This window comes from Paenibacillus assamensis DSM 18201 (genome assembly GCF_000422445.1).
Lineage (GTDB): Bacteria > Bacillota > Bacilli > Paenibacillales > Paenibacillaceae > Paenibacillus_B > Paenibacillus_B assamensis.
The window spans coordinates 18813-31570 of record NZ_AULU01000013.1 but is presented as its reverse complement, the minus strand read 5'-3'; the positions used below and the strand labels follow the sequence as shown (position 1 = coordinate 31570).

17 protein-coding genes and 1 tRNA gene are annotated in these 12758 nt (G+C 42.3%); 4 read left to right on the top strand and 14 right to left on the bottom strand.

Annotated elements, in window-relative coordinates:
- Positions 1-48 precede the first annotated feature (48 nt).
- Positions 49-792 (bottom strand): DUF421 domain-containing protein, encoded by a 744-nt coding sequence (locus H580_RS23840; protein WP_051217364.1) that lies wholly within the window; start codon positions 790-792, stop codon positions 49-51.
- A gap of 343 nt (positions 793-1135) precedes the next feature.
- Between H580_RS23840 and H580_RS0109345 the strand changes: the two genes are divergently transcribed.
- Positions 1136-1501: a DnaJ family domain-containing protein gene (locus H580_RS0109345; RefSeq protein WP_028594540.1), complete on the top strand. Its 366-nt coding sequence runs from the start codon at positions 1136-1138 to the stop codon at positions 1499-1501.
- A 98-nt stretch (positions 1502-1599) separates the two neighbouring features.
- Here the strand turns inward: H580_RS0109345 and rpsR are convergent, their stop codons facing one another.
- The 3 genes from rpsR to rpsF are packed head-to-tail and all read right to left on the bottom strand — an operon-like array spanning position 1600 to position 2722.
- Positions 1600-1875, bottom strand: coding sequence for a 30S ribosomal protein S18 (rpsR, locus tag H580_RS0109340; protein WP_028594539.1), 276 nt, complete (start codon positions 1873-1875; stop codon positions 1600-1602).
- Between the two features lie 20 nt (positions 1876-1895).
- Positions 1896-2393, bottom strand: a complete 498-nt coding sequence (ssb, locus tag H580_RS0109335) for a single-stranded DNA-binding protein (RefSeq protein WP_028594538.1) — start codon at positions 2391-2393, stop codon at positions 1896-1898.
- A 44-nt stretch (positions 2394-2437) separates the two neighbouring features.
- Complete coding sequence (gene rpsF, locus H580_RS0109330) at positions 2438-2722, bottom strand: 30S ribosomal protein S6 (RefSeq protein ID WP_028594537.1); 285 nt, start codon at positions 2720-2722, stop codon at positions 2438-2440.
- 228 nt (positions 2723-2950) lie between these two features.
- Here rpsF and H580_RS0109325 point away from each other — a divergent pair, with 228 nt between their 5' ends.
- Positions 2951-3145: a YjzC family protein gene (locus H580_RS0109325; protein ID WP_028594536.1), complete on the top strand. Its 195-nt coding sequence runs from the start codon at positions 2951-2953 to the stop codon at positions 3143-3145.
- 324 nt (positions 3146-3469) lie between these two features.
- Positions 3470-3559: a putative holin-like toxin gene (locus H580_RS26995; RefSeq protein ID WP_425414124.1), complete on the top strand. Its 90-nt coding sequence runs from the start codon at positions 3470-3472 to the stop codon at positions 3557-3559.
- A 541-nt stretch (positions 3560-4100) separates the two neighbouring features.
- Here H580_RS26995 and H580_RS0109315 read toward each other — a convergent pair.
- The 4 genes from H580_RS0109315 to H580_RS0109300 all read right to left on the bottom strand — a co-directional run bounded on the left by H580_RS0109315 (position 4101) and on the right by H580_RS0109300 (position 5717).
- A tRNA-Ser gene (locus H580_RS0109315) sits at positions 4101-4191 on the bottom strand.
- A gap of 132 nt (positions 4192-4323) precedes the next feature.
- The gene (locus tag H580_RS0109310; RefSeq protein ID WP_028594535.1) at positions 4324-4536 is read right to left on the bottom strand and encodes a DUF951 domain-containing protein; all 213 of its coding nucleotides are present in this window, start codon (positions 4534-4536) and stop codon (positions 4324-4326) included.
- Positions 4526-5470 carry a mechanosensitive ion channel family protein gene (locus H580_RS0109305; protein ID WP_028594534.1) on the bottom strand — a complete coding sequence of 315 codons (945 nt, stop codon included), beginning with the start codon at positions 5468-5470 and terminating at the stop codon, positions 4526-4528. Before H580_RS0109305 ends, H580_RS0109310 begins: the two co-directional genes overlap by 11 nt.
- 10 nt (positions 5471-5480) lie before the next feature.
- Positions 5481-5717 (bottom strand): putative Se/S carrier protein, encoded by a 237-nt coding sequence (locus H580_RS0109300; RefSeq protein ID WP_036605000.1) that lies wholly within the window; start codon positions 5715-5717, stop codon positions 5481-5483.
- Between the two features lie 159 nt (positions 5718-5876).
- On the opposite strand from H580_RS0109300, the gene yyaC reads away from it, so the two are divergent.
- Complete coding sequence (yyaC, locus tag H580_RS0109295) at positions 5877-6470, top strand: spore protease YyaC (protein ID WP_028594532.1); 594 nt, start codon at positions 5877-5879, stop codon at positions 6468-6470.
- Between the two features lie 28 nt (positions 6471-6498).
- Here the strand turns inward: yyaC and H580_RS0109290 are convergent, their stop codons facing one another.
- From H580_RS0109290 to rsmG, 6 genes are all read right to left on the bottom strand, one after another.
- Positions 6499-6996, bottom strand: a complete 498-nt coding sequence (locus tag H580_RS0109290) for a DUF4446 family protein (RefSeq protein WP_028594531.1) — start codon at positions 6994-6996, stop codon at positions 6499-6501.
- Positions 6997-7035: 39 nt separating this feature from the next.
- Positions 7036-8199 carry an aminotransferase class V-fold PLP-dependent enzyme gene (locus tag H580_RS0109285; RefSeq protein WP_028594530.1) on the bottom strand — a complete coding sequence of 388 codons (1164 nt, stop codon included), beginning with the start codon at positions 8197-8199 and terminating at the stop codon, positions 7036-7038.
- Between the two features lie 248 nt (positions 8200-8447).
- Positions 8448-9293 (bottom strand): ParB/RepB/Spo0J family partition protein, encoded by an 846-nt coding sequence (locus tag H580_RS0109280; RefSeq protein ID WP_028594529.1) that lies wholly within the window; start codon positions 9291-9293, stop codon positions 8448-8450.
- The gene (locus H580_RS0109275) at positions 9286-10050 is read right to left on the bottom strand and encodes a ParA family protein (protein WP_036604983.1); all 765 of its coding nucleotides are present in this window, start codon (positions 10048-10050) and stop codon (positions 9286-9288) included. Before H580_RS0109275 ends, H580_RS0109280 begins: the two co-directional genes overlap by 8 nt.
- A 406-nt stretch (positions 10051-10456) precedes the next feature.
- On the bottom strand, positions 10457-11272 hold the full coding sequence (gene noc, locus H580_RS0109270) for a nucleoid occlusion protein (RefSeq protein ID WP_028594527.1): 816 nt from the start codon (positions 11270-11272) through the stop codon (positions 10457-10459).
- A gap of 699 nt (positions 11273-11971) precedes the next feature.
- A complete protein-coding gene (rsmG, locus tag H580_RS0109265) occupies positions 11972-12694 on the bottom strand; it encodes a 16S rRNA (guanine(527)-N(7))-methyltransferase RsmG (protein WP_028594526.1) in 723 nt (240 codons plus the stop codon).
- Positions 12695-12758 lie beyond the last annotated feature (64 nt).

Sequence of the window (12758 nt, the reverse complement as noted above, 5' to 3'; positions counted from 1 at the left end):
ATTCACAAACACTACTTACTGCCTCATTCATAACCTGCAGAAATCCACTTATGGCTTCAACCCTCTCCAGAATTGATTCTCATAAGATGTATAGGCTGCTGTATTCTTTCGTTGATTAAACAAATCAATATACAATTGAAACGCAGCATCTACTTGAACAAGGAATACATCCTGTTCCTTTAGCCCTCTTTTCTCTAGTTCCTTACTTAACCAACCTTTGTCTTTGCCGATTATCTTCAGCTCATCCTCTAATATCGTTCCGTCCATCAATACGATAACAGGCGCTCTTTCGGAGTGCTCCACTTTGATACCAAGCTGCTCAAGTGTTAGCGGTTGTTTTTGTTTCTTAAGCATGACGTTAATTTCACCGCTTGGCTCCATAATAGCGAATTCTACATCAGCTAGGCGAAAGGCATTCTTGTTTCGCAATTGAATCATCATTTCATCTATTGTAAGACGTTCCTTGCGCATATGATGTTCCATGATTCTCCCTTGCTGAATCAAAATCGTCCCACCAGAATCAATCAAGTCACGGAACCTCTTGCTCTTCAATTGCAGCCATTCCAAGCCTAATGACGTCAACACCCATACCGACATCGATACTACCCCTAGATACCATAATCCATCGGTATTTAATGAAATGTAGACGACCAAACTGCCAATTGTTAAGCCCGTCATATACTCAAACAAAGACAACTGCGATACTTGGCGCTTACCGAGTAATTTTGTCATTATGAACAATACGACCATTGACATCCATGTGCGAGCGACAACTAATACCCACTCCGGCATACGGCCACGCCCCTTTCGCTCATTACCTATAGCATGAACGATTGGGCTTCTTTTTATTGGACCTTATTAATGACAGCAGACTACGCCTTATTGTACTACCTTACAATTAAAAAATAAAATAGTAAAAGATACATGACAAGAAAAAGCCTTATCCAGCAATGATTTGAACAGCCCCTCCACAGGATTACTACCCCAATAATCGGCGCTACAACTGTCTACACCCGCCCTAAAAACCTTTAGAAAAAACATTACTATCTGTACATAGGCAAAATAAAAAGATATAATTCAGTCATATTTATATGTATTATTTTGTAATTTAAAAACAATTGGAAGGAGCTTTCATATGAGCTTATATAGAGGAGACTTTATGGATGACATTGTAGGCAATTATGAGAAAAGCGGCAAAATGAGTGATCTAAACGGTAAGGGCAAACCCATTGAACCTTCATGCGGTGATCCACTGCAAGGAGTACTAAAGGAGGCTAATTATTTACCTGGCTGGATTGAACAGCAGCAGCTTATTCGTAAAAGCATAATGGAGGTCATTAAGCTCTTGGAAGTTGCAGGTGAGTCCTCTTCTAATATGCAGATTCATCTTGATAAGCTCAACGCCGATATCGCTCAGTACAATAAGACCTGCCCACCAATTATGCAGCGAGGATTTATTACCTTGGAAAATATACATACAAAGCTTGAACAGTGGATTTAGGAATTAGCAGGACGGGACATAATGGTTTCAACGCTTACGATCTAGGCTCATACAAATAAAAAGACAGCCGAACGAATTCGGCTGTCTTTCACTGAGTACTACTCAGTAGTGTATGGCAACAATGCTACTTGACGGGAACGCTTAATAGCGATCGTCAATGCGCGTTGGTACTTCGCGCTTGTACCAGTTACACGACGTGGCAAGATTTTACCACGCTCACTGATGAACTTTTTGAGAAGATCAGTGTCTTTATAATCAATGTGAGTAATTTTGTTAGCAGTAAAGAAGCACACTTTACGGCGTTTGTTACGACCACGACGGCCACCAAACTTACGCTCTGGGCGCTCTCCGCCTTCATTACGATTGAAGCTCATTCCATTCAGTCCTTTCCATTTTAAAATGGCAGATCGTCATCTGAGATATCGATCGGCTTGCCGTCGTCAGAGAAAGGATCCGCTGCAGGTCCGCGGGAATAACCCGAATTGTTGTTGCCGCCGCGAGATGGTTGATTGTTGGAACTTGGCGCAGAACCGCCATAGCTGCCAGCATCATCTCTCGATCCTCCACTGTCACGATTCGATTCCAAGAAGCGAACATTGTCTGCGATTACTTCTGTAACGTAGACACGTCGACCTTCGTTGTTATCGTAGTTACGCACTTGTATGCGTCCCTCTACAGCCGTTAAACGTCCTTTGCGCAAATAATTTGCACAAGTCTCCGCTAACTGACGCCATGTCACAACAGGTATAAAGTCAGCTTCACGCTCACCACCCTGACCAGAGAACGGTCGATCTACCGCAATGGTAAATTGAGTTACAGCTACGCCAGCAGGTGTATAACGCAATTCTGGATCTTTAGTGAGTCGGCCAATTAAGATTACGCGATTTAACATGGTATCCCTCCTTCGACAGCTTGTTTACTTACATGGTATGGCAATTAAGCCACGTCGTTCGTTACGAGATGACGGATAACATCGTCGGAGATCTTCAATTGACGATCCAACTCTGCTACAACCGCAGGTTCTGCTGTGAAGTTAACCAACACATAGTGACCATCGCGGAATTTCTTAATCTCGTACGCAAGACGGCGCTTACCCATTACATCATGCTTCGTAATTTCACCACCGTTAGAGATGACGCCCTGGAACTTTTCTACTGCCGCTTGAACAGCATCTTGTTCGATGTCAGGACGAATAATGTACATCAATTCGTACTTGCGCATTTGTGATTCACCTCCTCATGGACTTAAGGCCCCCAGTCAATGCCAGGAGCAAGGAGCGAGTAAAACTCGCACTAAATTAATATAACAAAAACCTACACTAAACGCAACTACAGTCCAATTGTAGTTTCCACCTTTCCTTCTAAGAAACGGAACTGATGAATCAGCTTCATATCGCCCACACTAAATGAGGCAACGATCTGTTTTTTAACTTCAAAGGAGGAATCCAATATGGGTGAACGTACAGAGTACAATCCAGGAGACCGCGCTCCAAATGATGCTATTTATATGGAGGTTGGTGAAAACAGCTTCCATACGGAGATTATGAATCCGAAGCAAATCCGTTTAAAAAAGGGAGATCATTTCCCTGAAACGACAAATAAAGATCGCAAGTGGAAAAAGAAATCCCATGCACTGACGCACTAAATATAATTTTAGATTTTTTTGAGGGCTGATGTATATAAAACTTCTCCGTGGTCATAATAGTTACTGACGGTACGTAGCGAGGTGAGTTCCATTGGACAATGGAGCATTTGAACCAAGTGAAATCGACATGATGTTCTTACAAAAATGAAGAGAAGCGAGGCGTTGTGCTAAAGGCCATTTAGTCTGAAACACACCATCAATACAGAGTTTCCTCTGTTGAGAAAGTCCAAGCGATCAGAATTTGAAGTAAAGCAGCTAGTCAAAAAAAGTACCGTCAACCAGAAAGGGACCCTGCCTCGGCAGGGTTCTTTCGTTTTGTTGTCAATGATGCGCGTGACAGTATTCGAAGCATTAACTTTGATGCTTGCGTTCGGAATGTTAATCATTGCGATCCTGTCGTTTAAACGCAAATAGACCGCCCCCTCGCGAAAGGATAGCGGTCTATTACACCGTAATTTCGCAGCCGACCGCTCTTAAAGTGGCTACTGCGGGAGTCGTGCTACCAACACGGCTCCTTTTATAGTTATATATTACCACGAGTAATATTATACGTCTACTCGCACGTACTAATCGAAGCAACGCTTTTAAAAGTAAGTATTACCTAACTAGAACAATGTGTGCTGCATTATCAATTTATTTACACTGCTGTTCTTCATGCAATCCTTCATCTTATCCTCTTTTAAGTTCTGCATGCTTAACTTTGATTACAAAGTCAATCTCCTCTTGTAACGAATAGGACGGTAAGCCAACGTTAGCAATCGATTGGCATGTGTCAACCATCCTCTTTCTTACTCGCTTTTCCATAATGCAAAAATACCCCCAACGTATTATTAACGTCGAGAGTACCCTAATTACTTATCTATATATTGTTTGCTTAGCTATATCTCGGAAAGCTTTCGCAATCACATAACGTCCGAACAACGTTGATGCAATCATAAAATGAAAAAATTCATAGTGGCGGAAAGGGTGGGATTCGAACCCACGCACGCCTCGCGACGCCTAGTTGATTTCGAGTCAACCCCCTTGGGCCTCTTGGGTACCTTTCCACAGTATTAATGATTATATCATAGCAAAAATACGGTTGCAACAATGATTGCCATTATTTAATAAAGGATAACTGACCTCATATAAAAAAAATGCCCCGGTTAAGGGGCATTTTCCATGTTACCATCAGGAACTTATTCAGAAGCTGTTGCATCAGGATTAGAGCGAAGTACTTTTTTCATACTTTTCTCGAACTTCGCTCGCGGAATAAGCACGCTATGCTTGCATCCCACACACTTGATCCGAATATCCATCCCCATACGAATAATTTCCATTTCATTTGTACCACAAGGATGCTGTTTTTTCATTTGCACGATATCGCCTAGGTTAAATACCTTACGCTCCATGCGTAGGTCCTCCTTGTTCTTGTCGATGATAAGTAACCATTTTAGGGTACGGTATTTCAATACCATGCTCATCCAATGACTTCTTCACCTCAAGATTAATTAAGCGTGATACAACGGCTTGTGTAAATGGCTTACATTCTGCAATAATGCGGATGGTTATTCCGGAAGCTGCAAGAGATTGCACGCCTAGAACTTGCGGTACTTTAACCATATTCGTATTTTGTTCAGGCAGCTTCTCTAGCGTTTCTTTCATAATTTCCGTTGCTTTATCAATATTTTCTTCATAAGCAATCGATACATCAACAACTGCAATTGAGTTATTCAAAGAGAAGTTCGTTACATCGGTAATATTTCCGTTCGGTATAATATGAACTTCACCTGTCCAGCTATGAATTCTCGTCGAACGAAGACCTATCATTTCAACAGTACCTTGGAATTGGTTAATCGCAACTACATCCCCTACTGCAAACTGATCTTCGAAAATAATAAAGAACCCTGTCATGACATCTTTAACAAGACTCTGTGCTCCAAAACCTACGGCCAAGCCGATAACCCCTGCACCCGCTAGTAGCGGCGCCAAATTAACATTGAACACAGACAAGATGAACATAATCATAATAAAGTTCATAACTAGAGATATCATATTTTTAAGCAGCTTGCCCACTGTAAATAGACGACGTGGATTCACATTAATTCGAGTATGATCCTTTGACTTCATCGCATGATCAATCATTCGATGAACCACAAAGATTGCTAGTCTCGTAGCAATTGTAATAAAGGCGATTTTAATCAATGCTACCAGCATAACTTCCCAAGTCTGGCTGTTCATAACCCAATTCACAAAGTCATCTTTCCACCGTTCAAATACGGTAAACGTCTGCTGGATATCCGGCTCTACATTCGTCGGCTCTGCTACCAAATAGCTATTCAGCATCGTATCCCTCCTATCCATTCCATACACATTCATAATCATCATCCACCGGCTTAAAAATACCACGAATAACAACCTGCTGCTCTATTAACAATACTCGCACTTCTTCTAGTATCGCAAAAGGAAAGCGAATCGACAAGGCACAACCTGCTGTAATCTCTTTCGGGGTGGGAAATGTATCTATGTCCATATCCATATATTCCATTAGCATTTCTGCCCGTAATGCTTGCTGAGTAGAATCAAACGCCATTACAAGCCACTCGGATTCAACTGATTGTGTCACAGCAATCCCCTCTCATATCCACGTTTATCGTCTAGCGAAAGAAAATCTACTTGTACATACGTATGAATCGCCCTTTTCTTCCATATACTGATTACTATCTATTTATAGAAACGGAGGCTGTAACGTATGTCCTACCCTTTCTTTCAACGTCCTTCCTCATCTGAACCAACAATGGTTAAGCTACCTTATGATCAGCCTGAATCGTTTTCACTTATTATTAATGCTTGTATGGAGCATATCAAGATGCGTGCCCTTCATCAACCTATAGCTGTCGTATGTATTGGGACAGATCGTTCCACTGGCGATTGCTTAGGCCCTCTCGTTGGAAGCCGATTAGAACGTCTGGACTCGTATCCCTATCATTTATACGGAACACTAGCAGAACCTGTCCATGCGGTAAACCTACAACAAAAGCTTCAGCAGTTGAATGAGCAGCTTCCTAACGCGTTTGTCATCGCCGTAGATGCCTGCTTAGGACAAAGCACTAGTGTTGGTCTTATTCAAGTTCAGTCGGGGCCAGTAAAGCCTGGAGCTGGGGTAAATAAACAATTGCCCCCGGTAGGTGACATGCATCTTACTGGCATCGTCAACATCGGAGGCTTTATGGAGTATTTTGTGCTGCAAAATACACGACTGCATCTCGTGATGAACATGGCTGATATCATTGCCGATGCTTTGCACCAAGCCATTATCCGTTCAGTACGTGCTTATGAAGCATAATCTATTTATTTAATAGGTTATTAAAAAATTAGGACAAACGTTTACTCAATGCCTGTTCCATTGCTTTTTGTTCCTCAGGAGACAAGGTGTACATGGATTGACCGATTTCTACTGGCTTGGCATACACATAAGAATGATCTCTGCTGTGAATTCCCGTTAAAATAAACCCGCTGCTTTGTTCATCAAGGACAGCCGCGGAGAAGCTAAGCTCCCCTCCACCTTGATCAAACGCATTGTAACGCACAATACCTACATGACCAGCATGCGCCTTAACTTTTTGACTCAACTGTTGGAGCTTGCTTGCCTGCTCTTCATTCAGTACATGTAGACGCTCTATTTCCATCTGCATCTGTCCTAACAAAGACTCTAGATCATCTACTCCTGATTCTCTCATTACGGCTTGGAAGCGACGTTTCAATTTACGTATTTGGCTTCCTTGAATCATAATTGTAATTAATAAAAGGAACGTTATTGCAGCCGTACCGATTACTAACCACGGCCCTACATTAGTCATGTCCATACTCATGTTCGTCGCTCTCTCCTGCTTCAATCAATTCATTTGCTTCTATGAATATTCACTACAGTGCTTTACTGCTGCTACTAATTTTTCGATATCTTCCACCGTCGTATTCCAGCCTACACTTGCTCGTACTGCACCTTCGCCAATCGTACCCGCTGTCGCATGTGCAAGTGGTGTACAGTGATAGCCCGCCCGTACTGCAATGCCAAATTCCCGATCTAGGCGAAAAGCAAGCTCTGAGCTATTTAGTGTATGTACCTGAAAAGCGACAATCCCTGTCCTAGCTTCCCCCAGTTTCGGTCCAAGCACACGCACTCCAGATATCGACATAAGACCCTTCATGAGCTGCTGAGTTAAGCCCCACTCATGTTCATACAGCTTGCTCACGGTCTGCTTCATAATGAAGCGGATACCTGCCTCTAACCCTGCTATCCCAATCGTATTCGGCGTCCCGGCTTCATAACGATCTGGTCTAGTCTCTGGCTGCTCCACTTCCTCTGAGTGACTGCCTGTGCCTCCATATAAAAGTGGCTTTACATCCACTTCCGGATGAATATATAATCCCCCCGTACCGGTTGGCCCAAGTAATCCCTTATGTCCAGGAAATGCAAGCATATCAATTCCCATAGCTTGAACATCGATGGGTACAACACCAGCAGATTGAGCCGCATCTACTAGAAATAGCAGCCCATGATGCTTAGCTAGCAGCCCTAACTCTTTCACCGGCAATATAGTACCGAGCAGATTCGAACTATGATTGCAAATAAGCAGCTTTGTATTGTTGTTGATTGCAGCCTCAACCTGCTTAATGTCCAAATTACCATGGACATCCGTATCTATATAGGTAATCGAAATGCCTAGTTCCTTCTTTAACCATCCTAATGGCCTTCGTACTGAGTTATGTTCCAATGAGGTAGTAATAATATGATCGCCAGCATGTAACACACCCATAATCGCCATATTTAATGCCATTGTTGTATTTAATGTAAAAGCAATATCAAGTGGGTTTTGGATATGGAACAGTTCAGCAATCGCCATTCTGGCTTTCATTAATCGCTTACCAGCTTGCAGGGCCATTGCATGACCGCCACGTCCTGGATTGGCTCCTTCTTCCTCCATTGCCTTCCACATCGCTTCCTGCACACATTTAGGCTTCGGCCAAGAAGTAGCCGCATGATCAAGATATACGACACTGTTCTGTGGTGACATCACTAAGTCTCCCCTCTACAGATCACTAGAATGGTTATATCTACTGTTACCCCTTTAACATGTTCTTTTACTTTATTACAGGTTTGAACCAATTGGATGACAGGCTCTTAACTTTTTTCAATTTTATTTGGTAAAAAAAGATAGCATCCTTAGATGCTGCTAGCTTAACGCAACAACTAAAGGTGCTATCCGCTTATGTTACTCATGTATCATCGTTGTCACTACATACGCCTCTTCAGCTCTAATAGCTATAACGCATTTAACATCTCTAACAAGCGCTCCAGATCCTGTTGATTGTAATATGAAATCTCGATTCTGCCCTTACTTTTGCTTGCCTTAATTTTTACTGTAGTACGGAAGCGTTCACGAAGTGTCTCTTCCAGCTCATCTAAATACGGGTCTTTTGCTGACATTTTTTTCTTGTCCTGTGTTTTTCCCTTACGGTTCATCAGTTGAATGGCTTCTTCAAGCTGACGTACACTCCACTCATTGCTAATAGCTGATTTCGTCAGTTGAATCGCCTTGACTGGATCCTTAATACCCGCCAATGCACGGGCATGTCCCATCGTTAATGTTCCACGTGAAACATGTTCTTTTACTTCATCTGGTAACTGAAGAAGTCGTAAAAAGTTAGCAATATGAGAACGAGACTTACCTACCTTAACCGAAAGCTCTTCTTGTGTTAATGATAGCTGTTCCATTAAGTTATGGTACGCTTGTGCTAATTCTAGCGCATTCAAATTTTCACGCTGCAAGTTCTCGATAAGCGCTATTTCCATCGTCTGCTCATCCGTAAATGTACGGACAACAGCTGGAACCTTTTCTAGACCAAGCAGTTGTGAAGCCCGATAACGCCTCTCACCTGCAATAATTTCATATCCTTTTAATACACTACGTACAATAATAGGTTGTATAACACCATGCTGACGAATGGATTCCGCCAGCTCTTGAATAGCCTGATCATCAAAGTGCTTACGAGGCTGATAGGGATTCGGTCTGAGCTGCTGAAGTGCTATCTCGATTACTCGATCATCTTCCTGCACCGCCAACGATGGAATGAGCGCATCCAGCCCTCGTCCTAAACGTTTACTCATACGTTATCACTTCCTTCGCCAGTTCCAAATATACTTCTGCACCTTTTGATCTTGAATCATAGGTCATAATCGATTGACCATGCGATGGCGCCTCGCTTAAGCGTACGTTACGCGGAATAATGGTTTGATACACTTTTGCCTGGAAGTATTTTTTTACTTCTTCGATGACTTGAAGGCCAAGATTGGTGCGGGCATCCAACATCGTTAGCAAAACTCCTTCAATCTGAAGAGCCGTGTTTAAATGCTTCTGTACAAGACGTACCGTATTGAGAAGCTGGCTCAACCCTTCAAGCGCATAATACTCACACTGAATCGGAATGATAACCGATTGAGCAGCCGTAAGGGAATTAATCGTCAAAATACCTAAGGAAGGAGGACAATCAATCAAGATATAGTCGTACTGATGAGACACCAACTGAAGTGATTTCTTTAATCTAACTTCACGTGATATCGTTGGCACAAGTTCTATCTCAGCTCCAGCTAGTTGGATCGTCGCCGGTAATATATCCATACCTTCAACATTGGTTTTTAGAACGGCTTCCTGTGGATGAATATCATTAATAATGACATCATAAATACAATTTGCTACATCCGCTTTGTTTACACCTACGCCGCTTGTCGTGTTACCTTGTGGATCAATATCAACGAGCAGCACTCTTTTGCCTAATATCGCTAGCCCTGCACCCAAGTTGACGGTGGTAGTTGTTTTCCCTACTCCGCCTTTTTGGTTGGTAATGGCAATGATTTTAGCCGCCATTCCTCTCACCCCAATGCCCTTTCTTGTCGTACCATCTAGCTGCTAAACAGAACTATTTGTTCACGAAGATTCTGTATTGTCCTTTGCCTTGGTAGACTAATTCCATGAGTTAATTGTACATGTAATTAACGATCAACCTTGCTTACATAACATACTTCATTACAAAATAATTGAGCATTTCTAGTTATGTTGTCATACAGCGGCGCTATTGTGGAATAGCCCTATATAACGTATACACTACCGCTAGTGGAGCTTATTACATATTCCATTACCATCTGCTGCACGAACCCTTAACGAACTTGCTGCATTCACTACTGCATCCCGTTAAATAAAAAAAGCGGCATGTGCCGCTTGCTCCATAGGTTCATGATGAATGGCGGGCTATCCAATCCAATCGCAAGTTAAATTATCGCTTTGGTATGCGAATAACGATTTCATAGTGATCATCATGATCACGTTCGTCTGTCTTAATAGCCATACCAGAGCCAGAAATCATATCTACCGATTGACGAATCGTATTAAGGGCTAACCGCACGTCCTTCGTGTAGGAAACACGCTTAGATTTCTTCGGTGTATGAATTTGCTTATAAAATGCAACTCTAGCTTCTGTCTGCTTTACATTCAGCTCTTTTGAAATGATTTCTTCCAATAGTTTAAGCTGAAGATCTTCAGACTCAAGACCGAGTAAAGCTCTAGCATGACGCTCAGATACTTTACGCTCCATCAATGCTTGCTTTACTCCTTCAGGTAACTGAAGCAGACGTATTTTATTCGCTATCGTCGACTGACTCTTGCCTAGCCGTTGAGCCAGACTTTCCTGCGTCAAATCATGCAGATCAATCAGTTTTTGATAGGCGACAGCTTCCTCGATCGAAGTTAATCCCTCCCGCTGCAAGTTCTCGATTAAAGCAATCGAAGCAGCCTGAGAATCATTAAATTCACGAATAATAGCAGGAATCGTTGCGTGACCAAGCTTTGTTACAGCACGATAGCGGCGCTCACCTGCAATAATTTCATATTTACCGTTGCGAGGACGAACGACGATTGGCTGAATAACACCATGTGTTTTAATCGTTTGTGCCAATTCATCAATACGATCGTCATCAAACACCGTTCGCGGTTGGTATGGGCTCATTGCGATGTCTCCTACAGGAAGCATCTTTACCTCATCTTGAGCCTGACGATCCGCAAACCCCAGTAACCGAGAAAGTTGTTCTTTCATCTGTATGTTCTACCACCTAACTTCATAGTAATGCCAGACAAACGCCAAGCTCTCACTAGCATCAATGCAACGACGACGAGCTTCAGCTATCCTATCTCCCAACAAACGGTGGAGATTTATATATTTCCTACTAGGACTAGTAAATTCAGCATGTTCAACCATTGTCCTACATTGCATCACAGCTTATCTTCATACACTACTGCAATGCCTTTGTTACCTATTCTACTTACTTGAATTATATTCCTGCTTATTTCTATCAACTACTTAAGTTCCAAGTAATTGGAGACACTACCAAGCGCTTAATGTTTCACGTGAAACATTACCGCCTCATTACCAGATTCCTATATCTGTATCGTATCATATTTTCAAGCAAAATAGATAGAATAAATGCAACTCCACGTGAAGTTTCCCTATCATTTTTAGAACTTAAATAATCAATCAGCTATTTTAGCATATAGCATGCTGTAAAACCAATTATTTTCCATTTTTATTGCAGCACACATTATTAAATACCTTCATTGTACATCCCCAATGCAATGAACTTCTTCTAATGACGAGTAACCTTGATCGGGAAACAAAAAAGCTATCTTTCCTAAGTAGAAAGATAGCCTCCTATCGAGTGCATGAAACGATGCAGTATTTACTCATGCATATCCAATAACCCATGCAGTATAGCTTATATTTTTCAATTTTTTCAATCTAAACGAGTGGTTCTTTCATTGGCGTACCCGGCTTACGTGGATAAGCTTTCGGCGTTTTACCCGTCTTTTCCACAAGAACAATATGACGCTCAGATTGTTCCAATGGAAGCAGCAGCTTATGATCAGCTGTACGCTTCGCCAGAAGCAGCTGAAGGCTGCGTGAAGCCTCTGCAATTTCTTCTGCTGGATTATTACCTTTCATCGCAGCAAATGTTCCACCTGGGCGCACAAATGGCAAACAGAACTCATTTAATACGTTCATACGCGCAACTGCACGAGCTGTAGCAAGATCATATTGATCACGGTGCTCAGGCTTACGCGCTGCCTCCTCTGCACGAGCATGCACACCGTTCACATCCTCAAGCCCTAACTCTGCAGCAAGGTGCTTCAAGAAACCGATGCGTTTATTCAGAGAATCGATAATCGTAAGCTTTACATGAGGAAATAAAATTTTCAGTGGAATACCTGGGAATCCCGCTCCGGATCCTACGTCGATCATAGTATTGATCTTGTCCATCGGTACATAGAATGCCAACGTTAATGAGTCATAAAAATGCTTCTCATATACGGCCGCACGCTCCGTAATTCCCGTCAAGTTCATTCTTTCATTCCAATCAGCCAATATGTCCACATACTGATCAAGTTGTTCGAATTGGCGCTCTGTAACAGATATTCCGTGTGGAGCAAGCCAATCCAGTAACTGTTGTTGAATTTGATCCATAGTTCCGTTCTCCCTCGTCAAGACTGCATAACGGCTCAACGAACACGTAACGTGAACATTGAGC

Bases quoted from the DNA above. Each gene is read 5' to 3' on its own strand.
- H580_RS23840 (WP_051217364.1), bottom strand. From the start codon at position 792: ATGCCGGAGTGGGTATTAGTTGTCGCTCGCACATGGATGTCAATGGTC.
- H580_RS0109345 (WP_028594540.1), top strand. From the start codon at position 1,136: ATGAGCTTATATAGAGGAGACTTTATGGATGACATTGTAGGCAATTAT.
- rpsR (WP_028594539.1), bottom strand. From the start codon at position 1,875: ATGAGCTTCAATCGTAATGAAGGCGGAGAGCGCCCAGAGCGTAAGTTT.
- ssb (WP_028594538.1), bottom strand. From the start codon at position 2,393: ATGTTAAATCGCGTAATCTTAATTGGCCGACTCACTAAAGATCCAGAA.
- rpsF (WP_028594537.1), bottom strand. From the start codon at position 2,722: ATGCGCAAGTACGAATTGATGTACATTATTCGTCCTGACATCGAACAA.
- H580_RS0109325 (WP_028594536.1), top strand. From the start codon at position 2,951: ATGGGTGAACGTACAGAGTACAATCCAGGAGACCGCGCTCCAAATGAT.
- H580_RS26995 (WP_425414124.1), top strand. From the start codon at position 3,470: ATGATGCGCGTGACAGTATTCGAAGCATTAACTTTGATGCTTGCGTTC.
- H580_RS0109310 (WP_028594535.1), bottom strand. From the start codon at position 4,536: ATGGAGCGTAAGGTATTTAACCTAGGCGATATCGTGCAAATGAAAAAA.
- H580_RS0109305 (WP_028594534.1), bottom strand. From the start codon at position 5,470: ATGCTGAATAGCTATTTGGTAGCAGAGCCGACGAATGTAGAGCCGGAT.
- H580_RS0109300 (WP_036605000.1), bottom strand. From the start codon at position 5,717: ATGGCGTTTGATTCTACTCAGCAAGCATTACGGGCAGAAATGCTAATG.
- yyaC (WP_028594532.1), top strand. From the start codon at position 5,877: ATGTCCTACCCTTTCTTTCAACGTCCTTCCTCATCTGAACCAACAATG.
- H580_RS0109290 (WP_028594531.1), bottom strand. From the start codon at position 6,996: ATGAGTATGGACATGACTAATGTAGGGCCGTGGTTAGTAATCGGTACG.
- H580_RS0109285 (WP_028594530.1), bottom strand. From the start codon at position 8,199: ATGTCACCACAGAACAGTGTCGTATATCTTGATCATGCGGCTACTTCT.
- H580_RS0109280 (WP_028594529.1), bottom strand. From the start codon at position 9,293: ATGAGTAAACGTTTAGGACGAGGGCTGGATGCGCTCATTCCATCGTTG.
- H580_RS0109275 (WP_036604983.1), bottom strand. From the start codon at position 10,050: ATGGCGGCTAAAATCATTGCCATTACCAACCAAAAAGGCGGAGTAGGG.
- noc (WP_028594527.1), bottom strand. From the start codon at position 11,272: ATGAAAGAACAACTTTCTCGGTTACTGGGGTTTGCGGATCGTCAGGCT.
- rsmG (WP_028594526.1), bottom strand. From the start codon at position 12,694: ATGGATCAAATTCAACAACAGTTACTGGATTGGCTTGCTCCACACGGA.